The sequence below is a fragment of the Nocardia cyriacigeorgica GUH-2 genome, assembly GCF_000284035.1.
Taxonomy (GTDB): Bacteria; Actinomycetota; Actinomycetes; order Mycobacteriales; family Mycobacteriaceae; genus Nocardia; species Nocardia cyriacigeorgica_B.
Map to the genome: position 1 here is coordinate 2089010 of NC_016887.1, position 13719 is coordinate 2102728.

General features: G+C 70.8%; 11 protein-coding genes. All 11 read left to right on the forward strand.

Translation table 11 applies throughout. From position 1 onward, the window contains the following. Positions 1-7 precede the first annotated feature (7 nt). Positions 8-1594 (forward strand): UDP-N-acetylmuramoyl-L-alanyl-D-glutamate--2,6-diaminopimelate ligase, encoded by a 1587-nt coding sequence (locus NOCYR_RS09370; protein WP_014350120.1) that lies wholly within the window; start codon positions 8-10, stop codon positions 1592-1594. Further along, positions 1591-3105, forward strand: a complete 1515-nt coding sequence (locus tag NOCYR_RS09375) for a UDP-N-acetylmuramoyl-tripeptide--D-alanyl-D-alanine ligase (RefSeq protein ID WP_014350121.1) — start codon at positions 1591-1593, stop codon at positions 3103-3105. The genes NOCYR_RS09370 and NOCYR_RS09375 overlap by 4 nt, the downstream gene beginning before the upstream one ends. Further along, positions 3102-4178 (forward strand): phospho-N-acetylmuramoyl-pentapeptide-transferase, encoded by a 1077-nt coding sequence (gene mraY / locus NOCYR_RS09380; protein ID WP_014350122.1) that lies wholly within the window; start codon positions 3102-3104, stop codon positions 4176-4178. Before NOCYR_RS09375 ends, mraY begins: the two co-directional genes overlap by 4 nt. A 49-nt stretch (positions 4179-4227) precedes the next feature. Further along, positions 4228-5670, forward strand: coding sequence for a UDP-N-acetylmuramoyl-L-alanine--D-glutamate ligase (gene murD, locus NOCYR_RS09385; RefSeq protein WP_048833211.1), 1443 nt, complete (start codon positions 4228-4230; stop codon positions 5668-5670). Next, the gene (gene ftsW, locus NOCYR_RS09390) at positions 5667-7112 is read left to right on the forward strand and encodes a putative lipid II flippase FtsW (protein ID WP_014350124.1); all 1446 of its coding nucleotides are present in this window, start codon (positions 5667-5669) and stop codon (positions 7110-7112) included. Before murD ends, ftsW begins: the two co-directional genes overlap by 4 nt. A 125-nt stretch (positions 7113-7237) precedes the next feature. Beyond that, positions 7238-8284, forward strand: coding sequence for an undecaprenyldiphospho-muramoylpentapeptide beta-N-acetylglucosaminyltransferase (murG, locus tag NOCYR_RS09395; RefSeq protein WP_228798288.1), 1047 nt, complete (start codon positions 7238-7240; stop codon positions 8282-8284). Further along, positions 8281-9783, forward strand: a complete 1503-nt coding sequence (gene murC / locus NOCYR_RS09400) for a UDP-N-acetylmuramate--L-alanine ligase (RefSeq protein WP_014350126.1) — start codon at positions 8281-8283, stop codon at positions 9781-9783. The genes murG and murC overlap by 4 nt, the downstream gene beginning before the upstream one ends. 6 nt (positions 9784-9789) lie before the next feature. Beyond that, the gene (locus NOCYR_RS09405; RefSeq protein ID WP_014350127.1) at positions 9790-10482 is read left to right on the forward strand and encodes a cell division protein FtsQ/DivIB; all 693 of its coding nucleotides are present in this window, start codon (positions 9790-9792) and stop codon (positions 10480-10482) included. Between the two features lie 364 nt (positions 10483-10846). Then, positions 10847-12088 (forward strand): cell division protein FtsZ, encoded by a 1242-nt coding sequence (gene ftsZ, locus NOCYR_RS09410; protein WP_014350128.1) that lies wholly within the window; start codon positions 10847-10849, stop codon positions 12086-12088. 59 nt (positions 12089-12147) lie between these two features. Then, on the forward strand, positions 12148-12885 hold the full coding sequence (gene pgeF, locus NOCYR_RS09415) for a peptidoglycan editing factor PgeF (protein WP_048833212.1): 738 nt from the start codon (positions 12148-12150) through the stop codon (positions 12883-12885). Further along, positions 12882-13628, forward strand: a complete 747-nt coding sequence (locus NOCYR_RS09420) for a YggS family pyridoxal phosphate-dependent enzyme (protein ID WP_014350130.1) — start codon at positions 12882-12884, stop codon at positions 13626-13628. The genes pgeF and NOCYR_RS09420 overlap by 4 nt, the downstream gene beginning before the upstream one ends. Positions 13629-13719: the final 91 nt, after the last annotated feature.

Below are 13719 nucleotides of genomic sequence, written 5' to 3' on the forward strand. Positions count from 1 at the left end.
GAACCTTGTGCCCGCGCAGTCCAGCCAGCACGCGCTACGACCGGCCGAGCCGAAGTCGTCGACGCTGCCCGACCTGCTGGATCTGACCGGCGCCGAGCCGCGCTCGGACCTGCCGTCCGGCCTGGTGATCACCGGTATCGAACAGCGTTCGGACGCGGTCGTGCCCGGTGATCTGTTCGCCGCGCTGCCCGGCTCCCGCGCCCATGGCGCCCGCTTCGCCCGCGCTGCCGTCGACCGCGGCGCGGTGGCGGTGTTCACCGACGCCGAAGGCGCCGAGCTGGCCGGTGATCTGGGCGTGCCGGTGCTGGTGCGTGAACGTCCGCGCGAGGTGCTCGGCGAGCTGTCGGCCGCGATCTACGGCAACCCCTCGGGCCGGCTGCGCATCGTCGGCATCACCGGAACCTCCGGCAAGACCACCACCTCCTATCTGGTGGAGGCCGGCCTGGCCGCCGCCGGGCTGTCCACCGCGCTGATCGGCACCATCGAGACCCGCATCGGCGGACGCCGGGTGCCGAGCGCGCTGACCACGCCGGAAGCGCCGCAGCTGCACGCGATGTTCGCGCTGATGGTCGAGCAGGGCGTGGACGCGGTGGTGATGGAGGTGTCCAGCCACGCGCTGGCGCTGGGCCGGGTCGACGGCGTGCGTTTCGCGGTGGGCGGATTCACCAATCTGTCCCAGGACCACCTGGATTTCCACGCCGACTTCGAGGATTACTTCGCCGCCAAGCGCAGGCTGTTCGAGCCGCAGTCGCCGGTGGCCGCGCGCACCTCGGTGATCTGCATCGACGACGAATGGGGCCGCCGCCTGGCCGGCGACCTGCCCGCACCGGTCACCGTCGCCACCACCGGCCCGGCCGACTGGCAGGTCGCGGGCCCGGTGCGCACCCACGGCGCTGAACAGGAGTTCACCGCGGCCGGTCCGCACGGCGAAACCGCTGTGCGCCTGCGTCTTCCGGGCCGCTACAACGTCGCCAACGGACTGCTGGCGCTGGCGCTGTGCGCGGCCGCGGGGGTCGAGCCCGCGGTCGCCGGACCGGCCCTGGCCACCGTCGACGTGCCCGGCCGCATGCAGCGGGTCGAGCGCGGCCAGGATTTTCTCGCGCTGGTCGACTACGCGCACAAACCGGCCGCGGTGGAATCGGTCATCGCCACCCTGCGCGCCCATCTGGACGAGGCGGGCACCGGCGGCAGGCTCGCCGTGGTGGTCGGCGCGGGCGGCGACCGCGACACGGGCAAACGCACGCTGATGGGCGCGGCCGGTGCGCGCGGCGCCGATCTGCTGATCATCACCGACGACAATCCGCGCACCGAGGATCCGGCGGCCATCCGGGCCGCCCTGCGCGCAGGCGCGCTCGGTGTGCCGGAATCCGAACGCGGCGAGATCCGCGAAATCGGCGACCGGGCCGCCGCCATCGACGCGGCGGTGGCCTGGGCCCGCGCCGGTGACGTGGTGCTGGTCGCGGGCAAGGGACACGAGGCAGGGCAGGAGATCCACGGGGTGAAGCACCCGTTCGACGACCGCGAGGTGCTCGCGGCCGCGATACAGCAGCGAAGTCCGCAGGGTTCGGACGCGGAGGACTTGACGGTTTCATGATCGAGATGACACTGCGGGATATCGCGGACGTCGTCGGCGGCACGCTGCACGACGTCGCGTACCCGGAGGTGACGGTGACCGGTTCGGTCGAATTCGACTCGCGCAACATCGGTCCCGGAGATGTTTTCCTCGCCCTTCCGGGTGAGCGCGCCGACGGCCACGATTACGCGGCCGCGGCGGTCGAGGCCGGTGCGGTCGCCGTGCTGGCGGCGCGTCCGGTGGGGGTGCCCGCGATCGTGGTGACGCCCAGTCCCGGGACGCTGCCCGCGAATTCGGCGGTGGTGGCCGGCGACACCGACGGTTCCGGCGCGGCGGTGTTGTCGGCGCTGGCGAAGCTGGCGCGCGCGAGTGTCGAACGGTTGGTCGCGGCGGGCGGTTTGACCGTCGTCGGCGTGACCGGCTCCTCCGGCAAGACCTCCACGAAAGATCTGCTGGCCGCAGTTTTGGCGCCGCTGGGCCCGGTGGTGGCCCCGCCCGGCTCGTTCAACAACGAACTCGGCCATCCGTGGACGGCCCTGCGGGCCGACGCCTCCACCCGCTTCCTGGTGCTGGAGTTGTCGGCGCGCGGTGTCGGCCATATCGCCGCGCTCACCGAGATCGCCCCGCCGAACATCGGCGTCGTGCTCAATGTCGGCACCGCTCATCTCGGCGAGTTCGGCAGCCGCGAGGCGATCGCCAAGGCCAAGGGTGAACTCGTCGAGGCACTGCCCTCGACCGGCCTCGCCGTGCTCAACGCCGACGATCCGCAGGTCGCGGCCATGGCCGCGCGCACCGAGGCCCGCGTGGTGCTGGTCGGCCAGGCCGATCGCGCCGAGATCCGGGCCACCGACGTCGTCCTCGATGACCAGGCGCGCGCGCAATTCACCCTGCACACCCCGGCCGGCAGCGCGCCGGTGCGGCTGTCGGTGCACGGGGAACACCAGGTCGGCAATGCGCTGTCGGCGGTGGCCGTGGCGCTGGAATGCGGCGCCGATCTCGACTCCATCGTCGCGGCGCTGTCCGGTGCCCGCGCGGCCTCGGCCCGCCGGATGGATGTGCGCACCACCACCGACGGCATCACCGTCATCAACGATTCCTACAACGCCAACCCGGATTCGGTGCGGGCCGCGCTCAAGGCGCTGGTCACCATGTCCAAGGCCGGTGACACCCCGCGCCGCAGCTGGGCGGTGCTGGGGGAGATGGCCGAACTCGGCGAGGAGTCGGTGATCGAACACGACGCCATCGGACGGCTCGCGGTCCGCCTGGACGTGGACCGGCTGGTGGTGGTCGGCACCGGACGTCCGTCCCGGGCGATGCATCAGGGTGCGGTGATGGAAGGCTCATGGGGCGAGGAATCGGTCCTCGTTCCCGATATCGGCGCGGCCATCGCGCTGCTCGACGACGCGGTCGAGCCGGGTGATGTGGTGCTGGTCAAGGCGTCGCAGTCGGTCGGCCTGTGGGCCGTCGCCGAGCATGTGACCGGCGAGGCTCGCCCGGATGGACGCAGGGGTAGCGCGGAGGCAGTGCGATGAGACAGATTCTGTTCGCGGCGGGGATCGCGCTGGCGGTGTCGATCCTCTTGACGCCCCTACTGATCAAGATGTTCGCCAAGCAGGGCTTCGGCCAGGAGATCCGGGTCGACGGCCCGGCCAGCCATCAGGCCAAGCGCGGCACGCCCACCATGGGTGGCGTTGCCATCATCATCGGTATGTGGGCCGGTTACCTCGGCTCGCACCTGATCGGCATCGGCTACGACGCCGAGGGCCCGTCGGCGTCGGCGCTGCTGGTGCTCGGCCTGGCCACCGCGCTCGGCGCGGTCGGTTTCGTCGACGACTTCATCAAGATCCGCAAGGGGCGCAACCTCGGCCTGACCGCCGCCGGTAAGTACATCGGCCAGCTCACCGCCGCGGTGGTGTTCGGTGTGCTGGCGTTGCAGTTCCGCGGTGACAGCGGCCTGACCCCGGCCAGCAGGCATCTGTCCTACGTCCGCGACATCACCACGGTGTCGATGGGCGTGATCGTGTTCCTGGCCTTCGTCTGCCTGCTGGTGGTGGCCTGGTCGAACGCGGTGAACCTCACCGACGGCCTCGACGGCCTGGCCGCCGGATCGATGAGCCTGGTGCTCGGCGGGTACGTGATCATCACGTTCTGGCAGTACTACCACGCGTGCGAGACCAAGCCGGAGACCGGCTGCTACAACGTGCGCGACCCACTGGACCTGGCGCTGGTGTGCGCCGCCGGCGCCGCGGCCTGCATGGGCTTCCTGTGGTGGAACGCGGCCCCGGCCAAGATCTTCATGGGCGACACCGGATCGCTGGCCCTGGGTGGTCTGCTGGCCGGGCTGTCCATCACCACCCGCACCGAGCTGCTGATGGTGGTCATCGGCGCGCTGTTCGTCGCCGAGGCGGCGTCGGTGGTGTTGCAGGTGGCGGTGTTCCGCACCACCCGTAACCGGTTGTTCAAGATGGCGCCGTTCCATCACCATTTCGAGTTGAGTAAATGGGCGGAGACGACGGTGATCATCCGGTTCTGGTTGCTGGCCGCGATGGCCTCGGCGGTCGGACTCGGCCTGTTCTACAGCGAATATCTCTCCGCGGTCGGGTGAGCTGACAATGGTCGAACATTCTCCGCGGGCCCTGCGTTCGCCGGGCCCCATGCTCGAATTCCTGCGCGGCCGTGAGGTACTGGTGGCCGGCTGGGGTGTGTCCGGGCGCTCGCTGATCGAGCCGCTCCAGGACATCGGCGCCAAACCGGTCGTCACCGATGGTGGCGCCAAGGCGCTGGCCGAGGCCGCCGAACTCGGCCTCGAGGTCGCCACCTGCGCCGAACTCGAATACGCCGACTGGAGCCGATTCGCGCTGGTGATCACCAGCCCCGGCTGGCGGCCGGACTCGCCGGTGCTGGTCTCGGCGGTCTCGGAAGGCATTCCGGTCTGGGGCGATGTGGAGTTCGCCTGGTGGGTCGATCAGGCCCGCCTCTATGGCGAAGTCCGCAAATGGCTGGTGGTGACCGGCACCAACGGCAAGACCACCACCACCAACATGGTGCATTCGATCCTGCGCGCGGCCGGTATCGCGAGCGTGGCCTGCGGCAATATCGGTCTGCCGATCCTGGACGCGCTGCGCCGCAACCCGGGCCCGCAGGTGCTGGCGGTGGAACTGTCGTCGTTCCAGCTGCATTGGGCGCCGTCGGTGCGCCCGGAGGCCGGCGTGGTGCTCAATGTGGCCGAGGATCACCTGGATTGGCACGGCGGGCTCGACGCCTACGCCGCCGCGAAGGCGCGGGCGCTGGTGGGCCGGGTCGGCGTGGTCGGCCTCGACGATCCGGTGGCCGCCTCGCTGGCGCGCAAGTCCAAGGCCAAACGCACCGTCGGCTTCCGGGTCGGCGTCCCCGCCGACGGTGAACTCGGCGTGGTCGACGGCAAACTGCTCGACCGGGCCTTCACCAAGGCCGCGATCCTGGCCGAAACCAAGGAGGTCAGCCCGCCCGGCCCGGCCGGTGTCGCCGACGCCCTCGCCGCCGCCGCGCTGACCCGCGCCATCGACGTGGCCCCGCAGTTCGTGCGCGAGGGCCTGATCGAACACAAGGTCGGCCCGCACCGGGCGGCGTTCGTGCGCGAGGTGGGCGGGGTCGAATTCATCGACGACTCCAAGGCCACCAACCCGCATGCCGCGCGGTCGTCGATCCTGGCGCATCCGCACGTGGTGTGGGTGGCCGGCGGTCAACTCAAAGGCGCCGGGGTGGAGGACCTCATCGAAGAGGTCGCCGACCGGCTGGTCGGGGCGGTACTGATCGGCACCGATGCGGAGGTCATCGCCACCGCGTTGGCGCGACACGCGCCCGAAGTCCCCGTGGTGGAGCTGGCCTCGGGAGACTATGCAGGCATGGGTGATGACGATGCGGGCAGAGCCGGCGCCGACGAGGTGATGGCACAGGCGGTGCGCGCGGCGGCCGGGTTGGCCCGCCGCGGCGACACGGTGCTGCTGGCCCCGGCCGCGGCCTCACTGGACATGTTCGCCGACTACACCCATCGTGGCCGTAGCTTCGCCGCCGCGGTGCACACCCTGGAAGACGGGGACATCGGGCGGCGGTTGTGACCCCGGCGCGGGCTCCGCGGCCGGGCACGCGCTTCGGCGCCTGGCTGGCGCGTCCGCTGGCCTCGTTCCACTTGGTCGTCACCATCGCCACCCTGCTCACCGTGCTCGGTCTGGTGATGGTGCTGTCGGCGTCGAGTGTGGAGGCCTACGCCGACGGCAAGTCGGCCTATTCGCTGTTCGTGCAGCAGGCGGTCTACGCCGCGCTCGGTGCGGTGCTGTTCTATCTGGCGTTGCGGATCCCGCTGCGGCGGCTGCGTCAGCTGTCGTTCCCGCTGTTCGCGCTGTCGGTGGTGGCGCTGGTGCTGGTGCTGATCCCGGGCATCGGCTCGCAGGTCAACGGCGCCCGCCGCTGGATCGACCTGGGCGCGTTCTCGATCCAGCCGTCGGAGATCGTCAAGGTGACGCTGGTGGTGTGGGGTGCGCATCTGCTGGCCTCGCGCCGCTCCGAGCACGCCGCGCTCAAGGACATCCTGGTGCCGCTGGTGCCCGCGGGCCTGCTGGTGTGTCTGCTGATCGTGTTGCAGCCCAACCTGTCCACCACCATCGCCGTCGGCATCGTGCTGGCGGCGCTGCTGTGGTTCGGCGGGCTGCCGGTGCGGCTGTTCGTGACGATCGCGATCTCCGGTGTGATCGCCGCCGGTGTGCTCGCGCTGTCGGCCGGGTACCGCTCCGACCGCATGCGTGCCTTCTTCAACCCCGGCGACGACCCGCAGGGCATCAACTATCAGGCCATGCAGGCCAAGTTCTCCCTCGCCGACGGCGGCATCTGGGGCCGCGGACTGGGCCAGAGCCGCGCCAAATGGAACTACCTGCCCAACTCGCACAACGACTTCATCTTCGCCATCATCGGCGAGGAACTCGGCTTCCTGGGCTGCGCGCTGGTGCTGGGGCTGTTCGCGCTGTTCGTCTACACCGGTCTGCGCATCGCCGCCCGCTCGGCCGACCCGTTCCTGCGGCTGCTGACCGCCACCGCGACCACCTGGATCACCGGGCAGGCGCTGATCAATATCGGCTACGTCGTCGGGCTGCTGCCGGTGACCGGCTTGCAGCTGCCGCTGGTCTCGGCCGGTGGTTCCTCGCTGGCGATCACGCTGCTGATGTTCGGCATCATCGCCAATGCCGCCCGGCACGAACCCGAGGCCGTCGCGGCCTTGCACGCCGGGCAGGACGGGCGGTTCAGTAGATTGCTTCGACTGCCCAAACCGGAGGTGTACGCCCCGGCCAAGGCCGAGGCGGCCCGGGCTCGGTCGGCGGCGCGGGCCAAGCCCGGACAGCGCGGCGGGCCGCCGCCGGCGCGCCGACCACGCACCGGGGCGCAACGCGGCGCCGAACCACGGCGGCGCTCGGCCCAGAGCCGCGGCACCAGCTCGGCGCGCGCGACCCGCGCCTGGGAGCCGAACTATCCGGTCACACACGCGAGAGAACGAGGAAGATCCAGGTGAGTGCAAGCCAGTCCGCGAACGAGCACACCGCGGTGAGCGGGGCCACCCGCACCTCGGACGCGCAAGGGACGGCACTCTCGGTGGTCGTCGCGGGCGGCGGCACCGCAGGTCATATCGAACCGGCGATGGCCGTGGCCGATGCCCTGCGCCGCCTCGACCCGGCGATCCGGGTGACCGCACTCGGCACCGCCCGTGGCCTCGAGACGACGCTGGTGCCCGAGCGCGGCTACCCGCTGGAACTGATCCCGCCGGTGCCGCTGCCCCGCAAACCCAGCGCCGACCTGCTGCGCCTGCCCGGACGGGTGCGCGCGTCGGTGGCCGCCGCCCGTGCTGTCATCGACGCGGTCGACGCCGATGTGATCATCGGCTTCGGCGGCTATGTGGCGTTGCCCGCCTACCTGGCCGCCGGACGCGGTGTGCTGCGGCGCAGGCGCGCGGTGCCGGTGGTGGTGCACGAGGCCAACGCCAAGGCCGGTATCGCCAACAAGGTCGGCGCGCGCGTGGCGGCCCGGGTGCTGGCCGCCGTGCCGGATTCCGGACTCAGCGGTGCCGAGGTCATCGGCATCCCGGTGCGCTCGGCCATCACCTCGCTGGACCGGGCCGCGCTGCGCGCCGAGGCCCGCGCCCACTTCGGCCTGCCCGCCGACGGTCCGGTGCTGCTGGTGTTCGGCGGCTCGCAGGGCGCGCGCACGCTGAACGAGGCGGTTTCGGGCGCGGCGAAGGAACTGGCCGCGGCCGGTATCTCGGTGCTGCACGCGCACGGGCCCAAGAACACCCTGGAGTTGCCGCCGGGCACGCCGTCGGCGCCCTATGTCGCGGTGCCGTACCTTTCCCGGATGGATCTGGCCTACGCCGCCGCCGACGCGGTGGTCTGCCGCTCCGGCGCGATGACCGTCGCGGAGGTATCCGCGGTGGGACTGCCCGCGGTGTATGTTCCGCTGCCGCACGGCAACGGCGAGCAGGAGCTCAACGCCCGCCCCGTCGTCGCCGCCGGTGGTGGCACAATTGTGGCCGACTCCCAGCTGACGTCCTCCTATGTGATCGATGAGGTGATTGCCCTGCTCACCGACCCCGCACGGCTGACCGAGATGGGCCGCGCCGCCGCAGGCGCCGGCCATCGCGACGCCGCCGACGAGGTTGCCCGCATCGCCATCCGGGCGGCGCGCCGATGACCGGGGACGCGAGCACCGAGGCACGGGCGGCGCTGCCGCCGGCACTGGAACGGGTGCACATGGTCGGCATCGGCGGGGCCGGAATGTCGGGCATCGCCCGGATCCTGCTCTCCCGCGGCGGCGCGGTATCGGGCTCGGACGCCAAGGAGAGCCGCGGTGTGCTCGCGCTGCGCGCCCGCGGCGCCCAGGTGCGCATCGGTCACGACGCCAGCGCGCTGGACCTGCTGCCCGGCGGCCCCACCGCCGTCGTCACCACCTACGCCGCCATCCCCAAATCCAATCCTGAACTGGTCGAGGCGAATCGGCGCGATATCCCGGTGCTGCTGCGTCCGGCCGTGCTGGCCTCGCTGATGAGCGGGCATCGCACGCTGCTGGTCTCGGGTACCCACGGCAAGACCTCCACCACCTCGATGCTGATCGTGGCGTTGCAGCACTGCGGCGTCGACCCGTCGTTCGCGGTCGGCGGTGAACTCAACGAGGCGGGCACCAACGCCCATCACGGCAGCGGCGACATCTTCGTGGCCGAGGCCGACGAGAGCGACGGTTCACTGCTGCAATACGACCCCGACGTCGCCGTGGTCACCAATATCGAATCCGATCACCTGGACTACTTCGGCTCCGACGAGGCCTACACCCAGGTCTTCGACGATTTCGCCGACCGGCTCGCCCCCGGCGGACTGCTGGTGGTCTGTCTCGACGATCCCGGCTCCCGCGCGCTGGCCGAGCGGGTCGGTGACCGGCTGGCCGCCAAGGGCATCCAGGTCCTCGGCTACGGCTCCGGCGAGCTGAGCGACGCGCCGGTCCCGGTCGGGGTGCGGCTGCACAGCTGGGAGCCGCGCGATGTCGGCGGTCTGGCGCAATTCCAGCTCGACGGCGAGCCCGCCCCGCGCACCCTGCGGCTGTCGGTGCCCGGCCGGCATATGGCGCTCAACGCGCTGGCCGCGCTGCTGGCCGCCCGGGCCGCCGGCGCCGATATCGACGAGATCATCCAGGGCCTGGAGGGCTTCGGCGGCGTGCACCGCCGGTTCCAGTTCGTCGGCCGGGAGAACGGTGTGCGCGTCTTCGACGATTACGCCCACCATCCCACCGAGGTCCGCGCGGTGCTCGGCGCCGCCGCGGCGCTGGTCGAGCAGGAAGCCGCCGACGGTGCGCGTTCGCGGCGCGGCCGGGTGATCGTGGTGTTCCAGCCGCACCTCTACAGCCGCACCGCGACATTCGCCGGTGAGTTCGGCGCCGCGCTCGGCCTGGCCGACGAGGTGGTGGTGCTCGACGTCTACGGCGCCCGCGAGGAGCCGCTGCCCGGCGTCAACGGCGCGCTGGTGGCCCAGTCGGTCACCAAACCGGTGCACTACCAACCCGATATGTCCCGGGTGGGACGGCAGGTGGCGGGGTTGGCGCTGCCCGGCGACGTGGTGATCACCATGGGCGCGGGTGATGTCACCATGCTCGGCAGCCAGATCCTCGACGGACTACGCGCGCGTCCGCAGTTCGGGCGGTGAGCGTCGGTGCGATCCGGAGCCGAACTGTTCGGTGCGCGTGGATGGCGCCGGATCCGGCTGTGGGGATTGCCCGCGGTGTGCCTGCTGATCACCCTGTTCGTCGCGGCTTGGTTCACGCCACTGCTGTCGGTGCGGACGGTGCAGATCGAGGGCCTGTCGGCGGTGCCGGAGGAGCGGGTGCGGGAGTTACTCGAGATTCCGGACGGGCAGTCCATGCTGCGCATTGATACCGCCGCCATGGCCGGACGGGTGGCGAGCATCCCGAAGGTGGGTTCGGTGCGGGTGCAGCGCTCGTTCCCGTCGACGGTGCGGGTGACGATCACCGAGCGCACACCGGTGCTGTTCTACACCAGCGAACGCGGCGCGCACCTGCTCGACGCCCAGGGCGTGGAGTACGCGATCGAGCCGCCGCCGATCGGGGTGCCGGAGTTACGCGCCGACCATCCCGGCAGTGCCGACCCGGCCACCCGGGCCGCGGTGTCGGTGGTGACGGCCTTGCCGCCGGCGCTGCGAGTGCAGGTGGGCGAGGTTGCGGTGCGGTCGATTTCGGATATCGCGCTGCGGCTGCGCGACGGCCGCACGGTACTGTGGGGTGGGGCAGGCGATGCCGAACGCAAGGTCGCGGTGGTCGGGCCGCTGTTGACCCGCCCCGGCACGGTGTTCGACGTATCGAGCCCCAACCTGGTGACGGTAAAATGATCGAAGTCCATCGAACTCGGCGTGATACCTCTTGTGTCCGGCGAGTTTTCGGTGGCAATCCGGGAGGCGTCCCCGCAACGGGATTCCCGCCGGGGGGCAACCGACCACGATACGACGTCCGGCGTGTCGGCACGAGTGGGATCACACAAGATTCTGATTCTCGTCTCGGCGCGCCTGCGCGCGGATCGCGTCGGCTGCGAATAGCGTTCGGCACCAGTCGGATACTTGACATAACGCCAACCCTATGGTTGAGGTTTAGGGTTTGCTCGAGTCGCGGACCGCTGGGAGACACGGCCCGGCCGACGCGGATCGGTGCCGAGCATCCGGAAACGACAGGCTTTGGATCGAAGGAAGGCGAGAGCCCATGACGCCCCCGCACAACTACCTTGCAGTGATCAAGGTCGTCGGTATCGGCGGCGGCGGCGTGAACGCCGTCAACCGGATGATCGAACAGGGACTCAAGGGAGTCGAGTTCATCGCGGTCAACACCGACGCCCAGGCGCTGCTGATGAGTGACGCCGACGTCAAGCTCGACGTCGGCCGCGAACTCACCCGCGGCCTGGGCGCGGGCGCCGATCCCGAGGTGGGCCGCAAGGCCGCCGAGGATCACAAGGACGAGATCGAAGAGGTGCTCAAGGGCGCCGACATGGTCTTCGTCACCGCGGGCGAGGGCGGCGGCACCGGTACCGGTGGTGCGCCGGTCGTCGCCAGCATCGCGCGCAAGCTCGGCGCGCTCACCATCGGTGTGGTCACCCGCCCGTTCTCCTTCGAGGGCAAGCGGCGCGGCAACCAGGCCGAGGTCGGCATCAATATGCTGCGCGAATCCTGCGACACCCTGATCGTCATCCCGAACGACCGGCTGTTGCAGCTCGGCGACGCGGCGGTGAGCCTGATGGACGCCTTCCGCTCCGCCGACGAGGTGCTGCTCAACGGTGTCCAGGGCATCACCGACCTGATCACCACCCCGGGCCTGATCAACGTCGACTTCGCCGACGTCAAGAGCGTCATGTCCGGTGCCGGTAGCGCCCTCATGGGCATCGGCTCCTCGCGCGGTGAGGGCAGATCGGTGAAGGCGGCCGAGGCGGCGATCAACTCGCCGCTGCTGGAAGCGTCGATGGACGGCGCGCACGGCGTGCTGCTGTCGATCGCCGGCGGCTCGGACCTGGGCCTGTTCGAGATCAACGAGGCGGCCTCGCTGGTGCAGGAAGCCGCCCACATCGAGGCCAACATCATCTTCGGTACCGTCATCGACGATTCGCTCGGCGACGAAGTGCGCGTCACCGTCATCGCGGCGGGCTTCGACGGCGGCGGACCGGCCCGGCGCACCTTCGACCCGGCCACCACCCGCGGCACCATCGGCGCGGGCCGGGCCGGCGAGATCGGCCAGAGCCGCAGCAGCGAGTCGAGCACGCGTCCGGCCGAGAGCCCGGCCGCCACCAGTTCGAGCAGTGTGAGCCGGGGACCGGCGCCGAGCTACCGCGACGAACGGCCCCGTCCGGCAGCCGATCCCATCGCCGGCCACACCGGCCGCTCGCACACCCCGCCGCCCGACACCGGCGACGATGACGACGACGATGTCGACGTCCCGTCGTTCATGCGACGCTGATCACCCCGGCGTACCCGCGCTGACCGGGGAATACCCGGCAGCCGACTACGCTCGTCGGCATGACATCGGTATCGGTTCGCACTGTCCGGCGAGTGGTCACCACGCGGGCCGGCGGCTACTCCGCCGCCCCGTACGACTCGTTCAATCTCGGCGACCATGTCGGTGACGATCCGCAGGCCGTGCGCCGCAACCGCAACCGGCTCGCCGAGACCATCGGCCTGGCGCCGCAGCGACTGGTCTGGATGGAACAGATCCACAGCCGCAACGTCGAGATCGTCGACGGGCCGCGCAGCGAACCGGTACCGGCCACCGACGCCCTGGTGACCACCGTTCCCGGGTTGGCGCTGGTGGTCGTCACCGCCGACTGTGTGCCGATCCTGCTCTCCGATGACGAGGCCGGGGTGATCGCCGCCGTGCACGCGGGCCGCATCGGCGCCCGGATCGGCATCGTCCCCCGAGTACTCGACGCCATGGTCTCGGTCGGCGCCCGCATCGATCGGATCGGCGCCTTCCTCGGGCCCGCCGCCAGTGGCCGCCAGTACGAGGTGCCCGCCGAGATGCGCGCCGATGTGGAACGGCACCTACCCGGCAGCGCCACCACCACCGAGCGCGGCACACCCGGCCTGGACCTGCGGGCCGGGCTGCGCCGTCAGCTCACCACCGCGGGCGTCGGCGCCGTCGCCGTCGACCCGCGCTGCACGATCGAGGACACGACATTGTTCAGCCACCGCCGCGGCGCGCCGACCGGCCGCCTCGGCGGGGTGATCTGGATGGAGGAAGGGGAGCCGCACGCGTGAGTCCTACGAGCACCGCTCAGACCCTCGACCGCCGCACCACCGAACTGGCCACCAATCTGGCCGGCCTAATCGATCGCATCGACGCCGCCTGCGCGGCCGCCGGGCGCGATCCGGGCAGCGTCCGGCTGCTGCCGGTGACCAAATTCTTCCCCGCCGCGGACGTGGAAATCCTTTATAGCCTCGGCCGCCGCGAGTTCGGTGAATCACGTGAGCAGGAGGCCAGTGCAAAGGTGTCCGAACTCACCCGGCACCCGGATATCCGGTGGCACATGATCGGCCGGCTGCAACGCAACAAGGCCAAATCGGTGGCCCGGTGGGCACATACCGTGCACTCGGTGGACAGCGAACGATTGGCAACGGCCCTTGACGCCGGGGCCGCCGCCGCGCTGGACGCCGGTGACCGCGACACCGCGCTGAACGTGCTCATCCAGGTGAGCCTGGACGCGGACCCGAGTCGCGGCGGGGTCGCACCGGATGACGTTGCGGCACTTGCCGATCGGATCGCCGAGGCACCCGCGCTGCGGCTGTCGGGCCTGATGGCGATACCTCCGCTGGAGGTCGAGCCGGCCGCCGCCTTCGCTCGTCTGGCGGCTGTACACGCCGAGCTGACCGCCGCTCACCCCGGCGCGTCGGAATTGTCGGCCGGAATGTCGGGAGATCTGGAATCGGCAATCGAACACGGATCCACCTGTGTGCGTGTCGGTACCGCTCTCATGGGCGCCCGACCGATAACCTCGGCGTAGCAAAGAAACCTCATCAGTCACATTCGACACATATGCTGGGACCGACGAGGGGCTGAGCAAGACTTCAACACCCGGCCGTCACCGGGGCCGA

Excerpts from the sequence above, each read along its gene's own strand:
- ftsZ (WP_014350128.1), top strand. The coding sequence starts at position 10,847 with ATGACGCCCCCGCACAACTACCTTGCAGTGATCAAGGTCGTCGGTATC.
- murD (WP_048833211.1), top strand. The coding sequence starts at position 4,228 with ATGCTCGAATTCCTGCGCGGCCGTGAGGTACTGGTGGCCGGCTGGGGT.
- mraY (WP_014350122.1), top strand. The coding sequence starts at position 3,102 with ATGAGACAGATTCTGTTCGCGGCGGGGATCGCGCTGGCGGTGTCGATC.
- NOCYR_RS09375 (WP_014350121.1), top strand. The coding sequence starts at position 1,591 with ATGATCGAGATGACACTGCGGGATATCGCGGACGTCGTCGGCGGCACG.
- murC (WP_014350126.1), top strand. The coding sequence starts at position 8,281 with ATGACCGGGGACGCGAGCACCGAGGCACGGGCGGCGCTGCCGCCGGCA.
- pgeF (WP_048833212.1), top strand. The coding sequence starts at position 12,148 with ATGACATCGGTATCGGTTCGCACTGTCCGGCGAGTGGTCACCACGCGG.
- murG (WP_228798288.1), top strand. The coding sequence starts at position 7,238 with ATGGCCGTGGCCGATGCCCTGCGCCGCCTCGACCCGGCGATCCGGGTG.